Below are 14,820 nucleotides of genomic sequence, written 5' to 3'. Positions count from 1 at the left end.
GCGGATTACCGTCGAAAGCTGATGGCAGCTTCCAGTGGCATGCATCGTGGCCGTAACGTTATATATAAGGAATCCGTTCTATCTCGAAGATGCCCTTTCTTGAGATATGTCTCTGCACGAGTTGGGAGCAGAGACGTATCTCTGCCGCCCCCTGCACCACCGCCGCAACCCTCGTCCTAGCCCGCAGGCCGAACTGCGCAGCGAAGCGCGAAACCCAGTTGATCGAGTTGAAAAGCGAAGCCCAGACGATGAAAGTCGATGCAGTGGCCGGCAGACCTGTAAAGCGCGGCATCGACCACGGGTGACGCGGAAAAAGCGGCGCCAAAACCGGCGACCTGATCCGCGTCCGTGATCCATAAACGGTCGAACTCGGCTTGCCGGTAATGCACCGGCACCTGAACGCGACTCGCGATGTCTCTGACACTCGAGTGCCAGGTCGTCACGATATCGATCAACTCCGCGCGCGGCACCGGCGCGTTGGCGCTGTGGCTGCGAGCCGGCATGTCCGGCGCGAAAGTCCACTCGGGGCCGAACATGACCTGATCCTTCACCGGCGCGGGCAGATCTATCATCGGAATGTCCGGCAATGCCGACCAGTGATCGAGGCTTTCGGGCGGCGTGACTAGTCCTACCCCTGAGACGGCGATACCGATGAGAGGCCACGCCGGTTGTCTGGCGGCGATCGACACCGTGATCGCGCCACCAATTGAATGTCCGATCAGGAACAGGCCGGCGCGGCCGCGACCGTAACGTTCCCAGACGGCGCCAAGAATATCGGCGAGTTGCTCCGCATTCCTGGCAACCGTCGCGTCGTGCGATGCAAGCGGCGTTGTGTCGCCATAGCCCGGCCGGTCGATTGCGATGACAGGCAGGTCGAGCGAAGCACATCGATCCAGGAGTGAATAGCTTGGCACGTCGAAGTAGGCAGACGAATAAGTGCCGCCGTGCAGCGCAACGATCAGCGGTCGGTCGGCAGCGCCTGCGCCGCCGTTGAAGCCGCGCCTGCGTCCTGACACGGTCAGATCGCCTAGTCGTTCACTGAATTGATGATCGCCAGAACCGACGTTACGGTAGTCGGGTTTCTGATTCATTAGGTACGCCTCCATGCCAGATGTATTTTTATTCGACGGCATTGCGTAGCTGGGCAATCGGCTTTCCCATGTAACACATTGCCGACGTGTGGTCGGGCTAAAGTCCGCATCGAGTTGGCTAGGCTTCCATTATTGTGCCCGCCTCTCACACCCGCTACATGACGAAAAGCGACGAGTTATACGGAATTTGCATAGGCGCTGTCCCTCAATTGCCGGAAGTTACCGGTCATGCGTCGGCAGCGAAGCACCCGCATCGACCGCCTCGTCGCTTATGCGCTGACTCTGCAAGCTCGCCTGCCTCGATCTGCTTCCGGCGTTATCTGCGCCAAGTTCAAGAATCCGGTCCGCCATCCGCGATGGTCCCTCGGACACCCGTTCACATTCTCCGCGACTTAAGCAACACGATGCCAGTTGCGGGCGGTGCTCTGAGCGAACGCGATAAGGCGATGATCAATGGCATGAGGTGCGTGCCTGAACGCGATGATGTCAAGCGATTGGTTCGATCGGCGCCGGGCGAGTGCGTTGCTCTAAAAGCCGAGTGCGCGCATCACGTCGGACGGGAACAGCAGCACGTGTGAAAAGCGCCGGCCGCCGGCACAGATGCTGACGCGTATGCGACGCGACGCCCCGTTGCCCGCGTTGCGGGGGCACGCTTGAGCGCAGCGGTTGAGCTCAGCAGCGCGTCACCCGAGTTCGTGCGCATGAGCGCCCGTCGGCGTCACGTCCAGTCTGAAAATGCAGTAAAAACGCTCCGCGTCGTCAATGGAACGGCCATACTGGGCGAGACGGTGGCTGGAATGTACTGCGGATTTGAACGAACGGCAAAGGGGACCAGTCATGACCGCCTCCGTAAATATTTCGCCGCGTCGGCCCGGTGACCCGCGCAGTCGAGATACGGCCGTCTGACCTGCAGATCAGCTGATGCATCGTTTACAATGACGCATTCCAGCGGGCGGATTTCATAGTCGGTCACGTCACACACATCCCCCGAGCTCACCAGCAGCCTGGGAGGCCAGGCGCAGCCAATCCCGATGATATGCCTCGAACAATAGCGCCGACCGCTTTGCGGGTTATCGTATCGCTAATGGCACTGATTAGTCTGGCAACATCGAATAGTGAGGTCGGTCGGAATCCGTGGACGCCAACGGGTTAAGCAGCGCTTTTGCCCAAATGGAATCGCTGCGCGAAAGCGGCCGGGAGCGCTCGATGGTTGCCTGACTGCGGCTATTGTTGAGATGCGCCTCCTCGCCGACGAGCGCAACATCGAGCTGAAAAGCGCGATCCAGTCTTATGTGCGGATCGTTGGGGACAAGATGCGACTGCGGCAGGTCTTTGTCAACCTGCTTGGCAATGCTTTCAGATGTACTGCAGCGGGAGGGAGAGTGACCACGTCGCTCACCATGCAAAATTGTCAAGCCGTCGTGTTCTGACTTTGCTGAATCAGGAAGACCATCAGGAAAGTTACGATGGTCGTTCCAGTGTTGATAACCGGTTGCCAACCGTCAGAATAATGAAAGACCGGCCCCGTCACGATCGACGATGATATTGAGAGCGGCCAGCACGAAGGTTAGGGTGAGCCGGCCATACGGGTGACGGCGCTGGCAAACCGGTCGAAGGGCCGCGTTACCCCGTTGCCTGCTGTGAATGCTGGACTGCTCGTATTTGGTATTGCATCCAGCCGGTCCGTCGACGATTTCTGCCTTTTATTGTTCATATCACCTCGGCTCGAAAACTAGCGAGGTTATCAGAGAGGCCGCCCGGCCGGTATGGCAGAATTCTCGACCGTTCATACCGCAACGCTGACGCCCCGCTCTCTGAGGAGCGAAACCACGATTCGCCGGCAAGCACATAGGAGATTGCGCGTCGGTCGCATGCATTCGCGCTGGCGGACTAGACTTCCAGAACTGTGTGGCGTTTTTCTCACGCCTTTGAGCGCAATCTTGACATTATGCCTGTAGTGTCAAAACTGCCTCCGCGCGTGCGACAATCGCGGGGACACATGCTCCTACCCATTCCACGATGAAACCATGACGACCAAGCTGATCGCTCCACGCCCGCTCGATGCGCTTGACCTGCCGCCTGACCTGGACGGTCGCCACGGCATCAATCGGGCGAACGGTCGCCAGCAGATCACCGCAGCTGACGACCTGAGCGCGATCCGCGCGTGGCTGGCCCGCGTTGTCGATACGAAGACCACTTTCGACAATTATCGCAAGGAAGCTGAGCGACTCCTCTTATGGTCCATTATGCAACTGGGCAAGCCTCTGTCATCACTCACGCACGAGGACCTGCTTGCCTACAAAGTATTTCTTGGAGAGCCCCAACCACGTTCGCGCTGGATGTCAGACGGTGGGCGAAAGTTTCCGCGTCACGATCCGCGCTGGCGACCGTTTTACGGGCCGCTCGCAGTCTCCAGCCAGCGTCAGGCGATGGTCATCCTCAATGCGCTGTTCTCATGGCTTGTCGAAGCGGGCTACCTCGCCGGCAACCCGCTGTCCCTGTCGCGCCAGCGGTCCCGCCGACAGGCGCCGCGCATCACCCGCTACCTGAAGCGCGACCTCTGGCAGGAGGTGAAGGTCTATATCGACGGCCTGCCCCGCGATAGCGATCGGGAACAGGAACGTTACTGGCGCGCCCGATGGCTCTTTACCCTGCTCTACCTGGGCGGCCTGCGGATCTCGGAGGTCGGTGGCAACACGATGGGCAAGTTTTTCTGCCGGCGTGACAACGAGGGGCACGAACGGTGGTGGCTGGAGGTGCTTGGCAAAGGTGACAAGGAACGACTCGTCCCCGCGTCCGCCGAAATGATGGTCGAACTCACGCGCTACCGGCGCGCGCGCGGGCTCGCACCGCTACCGTCCTCGCACGAGGACACGCCACTGGTGTTGCCGCTCGGCAAATCCATGAAGCCGCTCACACGGGCCGCGCTGCACTCGATCATCAAAGGCATCTTTGCGGGCGCAGCCGACAAATTAAGGCTTCGGGGTGAAGAGTATGCCGCGCGTGCCGTACATCTGGAGCGCGCATCCGCACACTGGCTGAGGCACAGTGCCGGCTCTCACATGGCCGACGGCAACCTCGATCTGCGACTCGTGCGAGACAACCTCGGACACGCATCGATTTCGACAACGAGCATCTATCTTCATAGCGACGACGACACCCGTCACCGGGAGACGGAAGAAAAACATCGGCTGGACTGGTGAGGATGGATTTCACGGGCTTGAGCATAGCTACTTTTTGTTTGATAGCGCGAACAACGCACATATCATTCGTCGTCCATAACAACCACCGCCGAGCGATGAGCCATTGGGGTTGGGCGATCGGTCCAGGGGCTACCCGAGTGCACTCGCTTGCTTGCTACATACAGGCTTTTCAGATCGTCATAAAATTTGCGGCAACTCCGTTCTCCAGAGAGGACCCTGCGTTGACACTCACACGGCAACAACAGATTTCGGATCGCCTTCGACGGTGTTCGCGACGGTGAAGCCCGGGCGAGCGTCGTATCGCGGCGGCACAGCCGAAACGCTGTATCCCGGTGCCGTCGGCTGATTGACGTGCCCTGGAGGTTGAGGCGAAAGAGACGAAGCCGGTCCGTCGCCCGCATTTCCGATAGCGAACAAAAGCCGTGCATGACGTTTTTCATGTGCAAGGCCGCCGGGTGTGGTGCTGGGCAAAACGCGGATACCTCGCTTGAGCTGGAGCGGCATCAGCCGGAATCGTGCTGGATCATCGGGCCGGTCCCGGCCCCCCGCGACCACTTCGCGCTGCGGGAAGTCATGGACGGGATACGGCCACCACACAATGCGCTCGTGACTGCGTGCCTGCTGCGATTCATGGAGGAAAGTGCGAAAACTGTCGAGACATGCGATTGCGAACAGATGTAGCGTGAGCCATCGGCTCGTTGACTCGCTCCATTCGCCAGGCGCGATCGGCGCATACCGCGACAGCCAGACGACAATCCCGAGCGGACCGTGCAGCGGTGGATGCAGCAGCGCCTCGGGAACGCCAAAGCCTTCCCATTTCGTGCGCCACCGCAACACAGCCTGTGCGACCGGACAGAACGGCGGCGTCGAGCGGCCATCCATCCGCCTGCGTAGATGGTGGGTGGCCGACGCAATGCACACGTGATGTTGGCCGCCGTACTCGCGCATGACCCAGCGCCTGATGGCCTTGTAGCAGCTGCGCGCTCCCGTCAGAAGATCATCGTCACTCGCGGTTGCGTCAGGGAACATCGTACACGATGCATACCCGCTCACTTCCCTTTCCTCCGGACGGCGTACGTTCCAGACGCCGTCCATGGGATCCGTTTGCGGACCACCTTGTAGGACACGACGCTGGCCGGCGGCCCACCGCGAAAGCAGACGCCGATACGCACCGTCGACTCGTAGGTCATCAAGGCCGCATGGCGGGAATATCCACGGCCTGCCGCATGATGGACAAGAAAACGGCGCCCGGAAGACGTCGGGTCTCAGCCGGAATGGAATCTCCAGGCCACACTGTGAGCAACACTCCTCCAGCGGAGTGTGGTGCAGGGGACAGGAACGGCAAGTCCGCAACTGGAACACTGTCAGGTGCACGCCCTCCCGGGCGCACCGAGCGCATCAGCGCAGCGTTGGCACCGCGATCACGCGCGCCAGATGCGAAGGCATGACGAACGCGCGCGCGATGTCTTCGAGCGGCAGGCGAAGCACATCCGCCAGGCGCCGCACATCAAATTGCCGTGCGTCGCGCAGATCGATGCTTCCAGATACCGACCGCCGCTCTTCGCGCCGGCCAAAACAGTCCGCGAGGCTGGTGCACGACAGCGCGTTGAGCCGTTGAAATTTGGCGAGCAGCGCAAACGCAGATTGCCCGGTGGCGTGCCATTCATCACGCCAGCACCACAGCCCGGGCGATTCATGTTCAGGGTGGGGCACGAGAATATGGAAGCGCTTCATGATCCGTATGCGGCCTCGTCGACAAAGATGATACGCAGCTCCTCAAGTGCGGCGACGAAGTTCGACTCCTCCGCCGCCTGTGACCAGCAGGCCGGGCTCAACGCGAAGTCTGCCGCGTCGTGCTGCATGTTGTCTGTCAGCGCAATCTCCACCGTGCGGGCCAGATATTCCGTCGGGATTTCCATCGTGAAATCGAACCGCGCGCGCCGATGCGCGGCATCGAACGCCTCCCACAACACCCCGTGCTGTTTTCCGAGGCGGAATCCGGTATCGAATGACCGTTGCAGAAAAAAACGCGTATAGGGCCACTCACTGCGATCGGGAAAGGTTGACGTGTCATATGCGCCGAGGGACATCTTCAGATCATCCGCAGAACGGAAGCCTTCGAAGCGCAACTCGTCAATCATGAAACGGGACGCGATCTGCGAAGTATCGACGCTCTGCCGGAACGAACTCTTCCGGTTAAGGATGCCCGGTTGACCGACGAGAAACGTGAACATCCGAACGCCCCGACGCTCCAGTTCGTCCTGCACATCTCGCAACCATTCGTAGTGCTCAAGTTCCAGACGCTGCGCCTCGTCGACGAACACGATCAGTCTGTTGCCAGCCGCGCGTTCTACCAGTTCAGCCAGCTTGTGATAGAGACGCAGCCGGCGCTGTAACGCCGTGCCGCTGTCCGGGCGCTCATGTTGTGCCGCTTTCAGCAGCATGCCGAAAAACAGGGCTTCCGAACGCGACGGATTGCGCGGCATGCCGATCGTCAGGACCGCCGCGCGAGGCAGCTCAAGACGCAGAAGTCGGACGCAATACCGGATCGCGTATGTTTTGCCCCAGCGCGTGTGCCCATAGATCAGGCCGCCCGCCACGCCCCGCCGGATACATTGGCGCACGCGTGCATACATCGCCGCGATCGCCGGCGTCGGCACCAGCACCATGTACGTCTGGTTCGCGAGCGGATGTTCCGATGGATCAACGGGACGTGGCAGCAAGTCAGGCATCGGTCACCCGAACGTGAAGATTTTCGTGAGCCACGGTGGCGGTGGCGTGGTTTTCGCTGGTGGCTCCGTCACCAGCGCTTCACGGGTCGCCGCTGCGCTCGCATCTGCGACGTCGGGCGGCAGCGATCCCTGATGCGACTTTGCCCGGTCCGCCAACATGCGCGCCAGATCGTTGGCGTCGCGCGTATGGCTTCGCGCTTGTTCCTTCTTGTAGGCAAACCACGCGCCAACGGGATCGCTGCCCTCCCGGACCGCCAGCTTTCTCTGGTGAATCAGTGAAAAGATTTCCTGCCGCACGCGCAGCGAATGTGGCGTAAAACACCAGGGCCGCGCGGCGGTCAGCACACCGAGTTCAGACCCGTCCATATGGAACGCGTGCAGATGCCGCATATCCTTGACGTTGAAATAGACGCGGAGCTGCTTGCCGATCAGTCCCGCGATGCCCGACAGCACGCGGCTGTCATAGCGCACGTGTTCAAAATTGATGTGCGGGCGCTCGCCGCGGCTCGCGTTCCCGCGAATGGTGACAACACGAGCTTCCTGAAGCAGACACAAGGTACTGCGCCGGGCCACCGGTAGCGTACGCAATAGACCCTCCCCTTTCGCGAGCAGGAACTGCATGGCCTCCAGCGGGGTACGCCCGCCCAGTCCCCCATGCGGTTCGCCGTTGTAGTTAGCCAGAACCACGTCGATCACATCCTCGAGCTCGTCGAGGGTCATCATCAGCGAGGTTTTGCTGCCGACATCGTTGAGCGCCCGTTCGACTGCGTGAGGATCGCTGCCCGTGGTAGCCGGCAACCTGTGGGCAAAATGCGACGCGAGCTGATCAAAGAAGCGCTCGATCAACGCACGTTCGTTCTTCTGACCCAGTGGCCCGTTGTCGGTCGCGCAGCCGACGACCTGGGTCAGACGCTCAAGTGTCGCGCTTGCGAAATGGGCCTTCGCCGCGTCGAAACGAAACGTGCCCCAGCACGCCCACGCCGTTTCGGGAATGGCGGCGGACGGGAACCCACCTCCCGGCCTGACTACCAGCGCCGGAATCTTCGACGCGCGCTCTGTGTGTGGCGTCAGGCTGGCCTGCAGGGCCACAGCAATGTCGTCCTTGTTATATTCGCGGCCGAGCGAAAGCGTATAGCCAATCACGGCGCGCGTTGCCACGTCGAGAAGCAGCAGGATCCAGATCCTGCGCAGCACAAGCAGCGTTTCAAAACCAAACGGGTCATCAATGCGCAGTGTGAGGCGCACGTCGACCTTGTGACCGTCGAATTCGACTACCTCGTAGGGACAGGTCGCCGGTTTGCGCATGGCTTCGGGATCGTCGCGCCAACGATGGCCAATCTGCTGGGCGCCTGCTGCCCGAGCCGCCACGTCGAAATTCCGGTTCGCCAGCCTGCGGGCGCAAGTGGCAAGCGATCGCTCACCGAGGTATTTCTGGTTGAATGGATATTCATGTGCCTGAATGCCCGCCTGCCGGCACTGCGCAAGAAAGCCTCCGTGCAGTCGCCACAACTGGCGGTGCACTTCGGTCAACTCCGCATGCTTCCTGCCTCGTTCAGCGACCTTGCGTTCGATCCAGCGCGCGATGTCCGGATAACGCCGCAGCAATTGGGTGAAGGCACCGCTGGCGTTACTTGCTACATTCTCACGGGATGGCTTGACCAGCGAGCGGCGATCATAGGGTCGCGTGTGCTGATAAGGGATCAGCGCTCGGCAGCCGAAGATACGACCGTCCTCGTGTTGCGTGATGCACCGCTCGAAGACACGATACAGGTCGTTAAAACCGATGCCGGTTTCCCGGCTGATTTCGCGTAGGGGTGTGTGCCCATCGACAAACAACGTCATCGCCCGGATCCGGCGTTGCAGCAGATCGCGCCCCTCGTCGGAGAGTGCACTGTCGTCTGCGCCCGGCCATTGCCCGACATCGATCAGATCCGGCGGAATGGAGCGGCGGTCGAATCGCATCGCGCCGAAGGCGATCGTTTTCACGGCAGCTCCAGCCGGGTGTGCGCCCCCAACGGCTCGAGTGCAAGTGCTGGACATCGTATCTCGCCGCGCAACACGAGTCTGAAGACCGCCGAGCGCACGAGCATCGGGTCGACGGGCGCGAGCCTCCGCTCGAGTTCAGCCAGAGTCTGGCCGTGATGAAATCGGTCCAGCACGCCGCGCATCACCGCCCCGACAGGAATCGAATGGGTGCTCGCGAGGTGATGCAGCATCGTCATCCTGTTCTCGCGCAACGCCGGCGGATCGTCCAGATGCTGTGGATGAATGAGGTCGAGCTGCATCGAAGACACCCTGCTCCATTTCTCGAATGCCGGAAACAGAGTGTCCCCCCGATCGGCCGCACTCGACTCCGCGGGACGCAGCACAATGCACAATCTCTCTTCGTCAGGCGTGCGGACCCAGAAATCGACGGGCCGCGCCGGCTTCACGTCCGGAACACGCAGAGGTCTCTCGCAGTATGCGAGCACGTGGGGATCCGTTTCGAGGCGGACCCACAGATCCATCGCGCACCGCCCGAACAGTGTCAGCCGACGTCCAATCTTCGGCCCGAACACGTCATAACGATGCGCGCCGTGCGGACGCGTGCTGTTGACTGCCTGCACGAAACGTGGTTCGATCATCGCCAGGGCTCCGGTTTGCCAAATAATGTTTTAGTACAAAAGCGCCCGGTAATCCGCCCTTCCGAACACCGCGCCGTCGAATTCTCCGCGATCGACGCATCACTACAAAATACGTATTGCCTACTACATTTCTCTAGCTCCTAGAAAGTGTATATGCACTTTTAGATCATTACGGAGAACCAGACGGTCCGGGAACGCGTCTCGTCGTGAAACAATCGGAATAAAAACTAGCCAGATTGCCATCAAAGCTCTACTGGCGCTGGATCTCCTCGGATCGGGACGTTGATTAGGTATGTTTCACAACGACGTTCTTCGATCGCAGACTGCCGGCATACGACAATTCAGACTTTCTCTTCCGATCTCTGGCATTTCTGACTTTCACTTCCTGACGCGCAGAAACGAAAGTGATGACGGCGCCCGTGGCAACCGCGCCTCGTTCAATAAGATGCCAATCGGAGGTGCCGCAACTTTCCCTTCATCCCACGCGCATCGAGCGTCATTTCCGGGCGGCAGAACAACAGGCACTTGCCGCTGGCCATCCGGAACGACTTCACGTGTGTCAGAACAGAGAGCACCGAACAATCCAGCTGTTTTTCGGGCAGCATCCAGTCGGAAGAATACCTGGCAGCCGCGCACTCGCGATCGAGCGCGGTGCGGCGCTCGTGCTCTCGCAGGGCCCAACCGGCGCTGTCGCCGTCTTCCTATATCCGTATGAGTCGGAGCTGGGACGCCGGCAGGAAAAGCTCATCGTCTGGGGGGTGTTTGATGACCCGCTCGACATCACAAGCCGGGTACTGAAGCGCGCCATCTCCGATTTCACCTGCTATGCGCGGGTCTCGAGCGTCCTCGATGGCGGCACTCAGGCCGACCGCACGCGGATCGACAGCCTGCTCCGGCGCGATCATTTCCAGTCTCCGGCGAACGTTGACACCGCCAAACTCGCCGAGGAAAAGGTGCGCGAGGAGCAAGAGACGCGGCCGGGCTGGGCCGCGCGTGTCGCGAATTCCGGGCCATTCGTCGTGTTCGCCGTCATCGGCACGATCGTCACTGTGGTCGGTGGCTGGCATCCGTTCGTCGATCAACTCCGCGAGTGGCGAGGCGAGATCCTCGTTGCATCCGGGCACCCACCGACGGGAACAGCAATAACTGCCACAGCGCAGCCGTCCAACGCGGCGATGCCGGTGATTACCGGCTGGTACACGTTCTGCCCACAGGACAGAATGGGCGCCAGCCCCAGGCTGCTCGACCTGCTTTACGACATCGGGCAGTCCCGCGGGACAGTCGCGTTCTTCGACGTTCAGGTGCATGTCGACTGCGTGATGAATACACCCTTCGACCCGACTGCGACGGTTTCGCGGGACGCGAAGGAACAGTCGCTGACCTACAGTTTCGGCCCCGGCCTGGCGCAGCAGGGCGACATCGATGGTGACCGCGTCGCCGCAAAACTCGATCCACTTCTTCCTGGTAACGGGACATCCATTCGTGTTCTCGACGATCGGGATGGGCGTAACGCATTGACCCGCCTCGGTATCAACAGCGAAGGCGTCGACGACGAACTCTACGGGCCGTATCTGATCAAGGCGCGCTACGAGGACGCTACCCTCGACCTGGAACTGAGCGCGCCGACGCTGGACAGTGCAATGCAGGCGGCGGCCACGACCATTGCCGAACAGCGCCGCGCCGCACACGAACACGATCTGCCGCCGCAGGGCGCGCCTCGGTCGGTCAGGCTCAGCCCAGCCGACCTCCAACGATTCCACGATCTCGCCACGTCCCCCGGGGCTTCCACTCCTTCGGGAGTCCGGCCACCTACCGCCCTGCCTCCGCTGCCCCCGCTCGACGCCGATTCGCTGGGCCGCCTCCCGCCTATGCCGTCGCCGGTTCCGCAGGTACTTCGCCCAGCCTCGGCCCCCGAAGTCGCGGCCAACCCACACTGAACTGACGGGATCCGGAGAAGCGATGACCAATCAGGTGCAGGCCGTTGAGCAGCTACGACAGTACACCCGCAACGACTTCACCGCGCTGCGCGCCTTCGTGCAGCGCGTGCCCGCAGCCACGATCGCGCGCCTGTACTTTTCCGAGGACGAGAACGGCGACGCGCCGACGGCGACTGGCGTCGAACGCCATCTGCGCGCGATGCAGGCCGATCTGGTCGACCTCGCGATTCAGCACGGCTCACCGGTCCTCGCCGACCACCTGAAGGCCTCGACCCGGAAGCACGGAAGCGCCCGTCTTTCTGCGATCAGCCTGAAGATGGTCGAGGAAGCCGCCAGGCTGGCGGTCGCGGAACCCGCCGCCGATCACGCAGTGGGTGTCTGGTTCCGACCCATGGTCGCACTACAGCTCAAGGCCGGCGGCATCGCAACGGTCGGCGAGCTTATCGACTTCTGCAACCGGCGCGGCGGGAGCTGGTGGCGCGCCATCCGGAGGATCGGGCCAGGCCGCGCCCGACGCATCGTCAGCTGGCTGCGTCGGCACGAAGCGTCGATCGGCCGGCGAGTCGCAAGCGACATCGACGAGACCGAACCGTTCAAGGCCAGCGACAGCCAGATCGTGGAGATTGGCGGCCATCGCCAGACGGTCGTGCCACTTGAACGCATGGCGCTGCGCGCCTCGCTCTCGGGTGTGGACGGCATCAACCGTGCACCGGCGTTTTCGTACATCCATGCCCGCAACGACCTCGACGCGGTCCGCTCGTATCTTTACCAGTACCGCGACCAGCCAAAAACGCTGCGCAGCTATACCAAGGAAATCGAGCGCTTTCTGATGTGGACGGTCTGTGTGCGCGGCAAGGCGCTGAGCGCAGTCCTCGTGGACGACTGCGAAGCGTACAAGGATTTTCTCAAGGCCCCCTTGGCCTTCGTGGGTCCACGCGCGCCGCGCAGCTCGTCGCGCTGGCGACCGTTCGCGTCCAGCGAGATGTCTGCCGAGACCCAGAAATACGCGGTGCGCGCGCTGCGGGCGGCATTTGCTTGGCTCGTCGACGTGCGCTATCTTGCAGGCAATCCATGGCAGGTCGTGAAGGATCCGGTCATCATCGAACGTGAGTCCGACCTGCAGCTCGAGCGCGCCCTGCCCGCTTTGCTGTGGTATCGGTTGCGAACGTTTATCGATGCGCAATGTCTGCCGCCATCGGCGACGTACTGGCGAATTGTGCGGGTCGCACTACTCCTGAGCGGCGACTCGGGCCTGCGCCGCGAAGAACTGACGGTATGTCGCCGTGACGGCATGGCTCCGACTACGTTCTGTGAAGATGGCGCGCCGGTCTGGCAGCTCAAGGTTTTGGGCAAGCGCCGGCGCGAAAGAATTGTGCCGGTGAGCCCCGCAGCGGTGGACGCGCTCCGCGCGCATTGGCATGATCGCGGCCTAGATTTCGACACGGAGTCCGCAGGCCCGTTGATCAGCCCGCTCATCGTGCCCCCGACGCCCCTCGCGATCAGAAAGCACGACGGTCCGGAGGCGGAACCGTATTCGCCGGACGGGGTGAACAAGATGGTCCGCTGGGCGATGAAGCGGCTCATCGCGGGGATGCCCGACCTCAACGAAGCCGAGATGAAGCAATTGGCGACGACGTCTCCCCATGCTTTCCGGCACACCTTTGGAACCCAAGCTGCGGCCGAGGACGTGCCGATTGACGTGCTACAGAAAATCCTGGGGCACCGGTCCCTGCAGACCACTACGATTTACGTCCAGGCCGAGAAGCAGCGCGTCATGCGTGAGACCAGCCGTCTCTATGCGAAAAACAGGACTGGCCGCACCGGACCGCGATAGAACCATGTGCCTGCCGTGCAGACGGGCCACCCGCTGGCCGATCATTCGGGGGTGGCACAACCGCGACCGTCATTGATATCCCCGCTAACAACGGTGTCGAGACCGGAAGTCTCCGCGGTTCAATACGGCCTTGGCCAAGCGGCAAGACGCGATCGCCGGGCCACACACACGCGCTGGGCGCCCCCTCTCAATCTTGCGCTTTGACCGCTTCGTAGATTAACTGCGGCTCATGCCTCCCCTCCGAGGCAACTACAAGGTCAACGCGCCCCTCCGAATGTCTGAAACAGTAACAGCAAGACATCGCGTCCAGCCATCTCTCACTAAACGCAACCTGAAGGCGCGGTCGGCACACCACCGCTTCCTTGCAGAACAATTGGCGCGAATGCGCAACGTGGACGATCTCCGTAAATTCAGTATATAAGGCGCTGATCCGCGCCACGAGCGCGAACCGCGTGCTTCACGCGATTGGCACTCCCATACAACTTTTCACAATCTTTTTTCGGAAGTGAACCAAGCATAAAAATTTTCCAAATTTCAAGGAAAATCGACGTAACGATAGTTTTTTCTACCCGTGGGTATGCGATGCCGGGACCAAGAGTAGCCCTCAACCTGGGATAACCCAAAGCTATGAACTACAGTGTTTCTTAAAGCGGTTTCCACGTGGAAACTCCGCAAGCCTGCTCCGCGGCGAGTCGGCCGGCTCATCGGAATGACGCGATAGGCCCACTGCCCTAGGTGAGCCCGAGCATCTGGGGCCGCCGGCAGTAGAAATCTTCCCGCCTACCCTCCCGCCGCCCAATGAACTCACAGACGCAACGCAGGCTCGATCCTACTTTCGCGGACGAATTTCAACCTATCAACGACGTTCGCAGAACCGATAGACCAAAGATCCATGACTCGGTCGCAGCGACACGTGGACTATCAATATGGCAAACCTAAATCGCTAACTGAGAATCGAGCGGTCGATGTAGACACTGGATTCCTAGCTCATCATGTAGGCTTGAGCACGTCCCTAAGACCGAGGAAGAGACCGGTAATGCGTGCGACCACCGTCTGTACTCATCAATCGCAACTCACGTTTCGGCCAAGAATCACTGAGCGAGTCAAGTAACTTGCCGCTCCGCCGAATCGAAATCAACTCCGCTTTGTGAGACAGGCTGTGGGATATTTTCCGTGGCCGAAAGACAAACTGGCGCATGGTACGTGACTTGTCGACGTCGCATACACGGGAATAGAGCAACTAGACCTTCACAACTTCCTGAGCCCTTCTACTCGATACGTGTGACCCGGAGTATGCGCAACCAGGTCCAAGACCTCATGCAGTAAAAGCAATGTAATTCCTCAGGCCTGATACTTCGCGCGACAGGCGTCGACTGAAATACTGTGCCAAGCATCGCAT

General features: G+C 61.0%; 10 protein-coding genes and 1 pseudogene. 3 read left to right on the top strand and 8 right to left on the bottom strand.

Annotation, left to right across the window (positions count from 1 at the left end):
- Positions 1-176: 176 nt before the first annotated feature.
- The 3 genes and pseudogenes from LFL96_RS34825 to LFL96_RS34815 all read right to left on the bottom strand — a co-directional run.
- Positions 177-1,091, bottom strand: a complete 915-nt coding sequence (locus LFL96_RS34825) for an alpha/beta hydrolase (protein WP_281004206.1) — start codon at positions 1,089-1,091, stop codon at positions 177-179.
- A 1,094-nt stretch (positions 1,092-2,185) separates the two neighbouring features.
- Positions 2,186-2,590: a hypothetical protein gene (locus LFL96_RS34820; RefSeq protein WP_281004372.1), complete on the bottom strand. Its 405-nt coding sequence runs from the start codon at positions 2,588-2,590 to the stop codon at positions 2,186-2,188.
- A pseudogene (locus LFL96_RS34815) lies at positions 2,515-2,805 on the bottom strand (low affinity iron permease family protein); the annotation flags it as partial. The gene LFL96_RS34820 and the pseudogene LFL96_RS34815, both read right to left, overlap by 76 nt.
- Positions 2,806-3,118: 313 nt before the next feature.
- Between LFL96_RS34815 and LFL96_RS34810 the strand changes: the two are divergent.
- The gene (locus LFL96_RS34810) at positions 3,119-4,294 is read left to right on the top strand and encodes a tyrosine-type recombinase/integrase (RefSeq protein ID WP_281004205.1); all 1,176 of its coding nucleotides are present in this window, start codon (positions 3,119-3,121) and stop codon (positions 4,292-4,294) included.
- 228 nt (positions 4,295-4,522) lie between these two features.
- Here the strand turns inward: LFL96_RS34810 and LFL96_RS34805 are convergent, their stop codons facing one another.
- The 5 genes from LFL96_RS34805 to LFL96_RS34785 form a co-directional block, all read right to left on the bottom strand.
- Positions 4,523-5,389 carry a hypothetical protein gene (locus LFL96_RS34805; RefSeq protein ID WP_281004204.1) on the bottom strand — a complete coding sequence of 289 codons (867 nt, stop codon included), beginning with the start codon at positions 5,387-5,389 and terminating at the stop codon, positions 4,523-4,525.
- A gap of 303 nt (positions 5,390-5,692) precedes the next feature.
- Positions 5,693-6,028, bottom strand: coding sequence for a hypothetical protein (locus LFL96_RS34800; RefSeq protein WP_281004203.1), 336 nt, complete (start codon positions 6,026-6,028; stop codon positions 5,693-5,695).
- Positions 6,025-7,026: an ATP-binding protein gene (locus tag LFL96_RS34795; protein WP_281004202.1), complete on the bottom strand. Its 1,002-nt coding sequence runs from the start codon at positions 7,024-7,026 to the stop codon at positions 6,025-6,027. Before LFL96_RS34795 ends, LFL96_RS34800 begins: the two co-directional genes overlap by 4 nt.
- 3 nt (positions 7,027-7,029) lie before the next feature.
- Complete coding sequence (locus LFL96_RS34790; protein ID WP_281004201.1) at positions 7,030-9,012, bottom strand: hypothetical protein; 1,983 nt, start codon at positions 9,010-9,012, stop codon at positions 7,030-7,032.
- Entirely contained in the window at positions 9,009-9,650 is a 642-nt protein-coding gene (locus LFL96_RS34785; RefSeq protein ID WP_281004200.1) for a hypothetical protein, read from the bottom strand. The genes LFL96_RS34790 and LFL96_RS34785 overlap by 4 nt, the downstream gene beginning before the upstream one ends.
- 407 nt (positions 9,651-10,057) lie before the next feature.
- On the opposite strand from LFL96_RS34785, the gene LFL96_RS34780 reads away from it, so the two are divergent.
- Positions 10,058-11,587 carry a hypothetical protein gene (locus LFL96_RS34780; RefSeq protein WP_281004199.1) on the top strand — a complete coding sequence of 510 codons (1,530 nt, stop codon included), beginning with the start codon at positions 10,058-10,060 and terminating at the stop codon, positions 11,585-11,587.
- 22 nt (positions 11,588-11,609) lie between these two features.
- On the top strand, positions 11,610-13,421 hold the full coding sequence (locus LFL96_RS34775) for a phage integrase family protein (protein ID WP_281004198.1): 1,812 nt from the start codon (positions 11,610-11,612) through the stop codon (positions 13,419-13,421).
- Positions 13,422-14,820 lie beyond the last annotated feature (1,399 nt).

It is taken from the genome of Paraburkholderia sp. D15, from assembly GCF_029910215.1.
GTDB lineage: Bacteria > Pseudomonadota > Gammaproteobacteria > Burkholderiales > Burkholderiaceae > Paraburkholderia.
This window is presented reverse-complemented; position numbering and strand designations above follow the sequence as displayed.

Bases quoted from the DNA above. Each gene is read 5' to 3' on its own strand.
- LFL96_RS34780 (WP_281004199.1), top strand. From the start codon at position 10,058: ATGACGGCGCCCGTGGCAACCGCGCCTCGTTCAATAAGATGCCAATCG.
- LFL96_RS34800 (WP_281004203.1), bottom strand. From the start codon at position 6,028: ATGAAGCGCTTCCATATTCTCGTGCCCCACCCTGAACATGAATCGCCC.
- LFL96_RS34805 (WP_281004204.1), bottom strand. From the start codon at position 5,389: ATGGACGGCGTCTGGAACGTACGCCGTCCGGAGGAAAGGGAAGTGAGC.
- LFL96_RS34795 (WP_281004202.1), bottom strand. From the start codon at position 7,026: ATGCCTGACTTGCTGCCACGTCCCGTTGATCCATCGGAACATCCGCTC.
- LFL96_RS34810 (WP_281004205.1), top strand. From the start codon at position 3,119: ATGACGACCAAGCTGATCGCTCCACGCCCGCTCGATGCGCTTGACCTG.
- LFL96_RS34775 (WP_281004198.1), top strand. From the start codon at position 11,610: ATGACCAATCAGGTGCAGGCCGTTGAGCAGCTACGACAGTACACCCGC.
- LFL96_RS34785 (WP_281004200.1), bottom strand. From the start codon at position 9,650: ATGATCGAACCACGTTTCGTGCAGGCAGTCAACAGCACGCGTCCGCAC.
- LFL96_RS34825 (WP_281004206.1), bottom strand. From the start codon at position 1,091: ATGAATCAGAAACCCGACTACCGTAACGTCGGTTCTGGCGATCATCAA.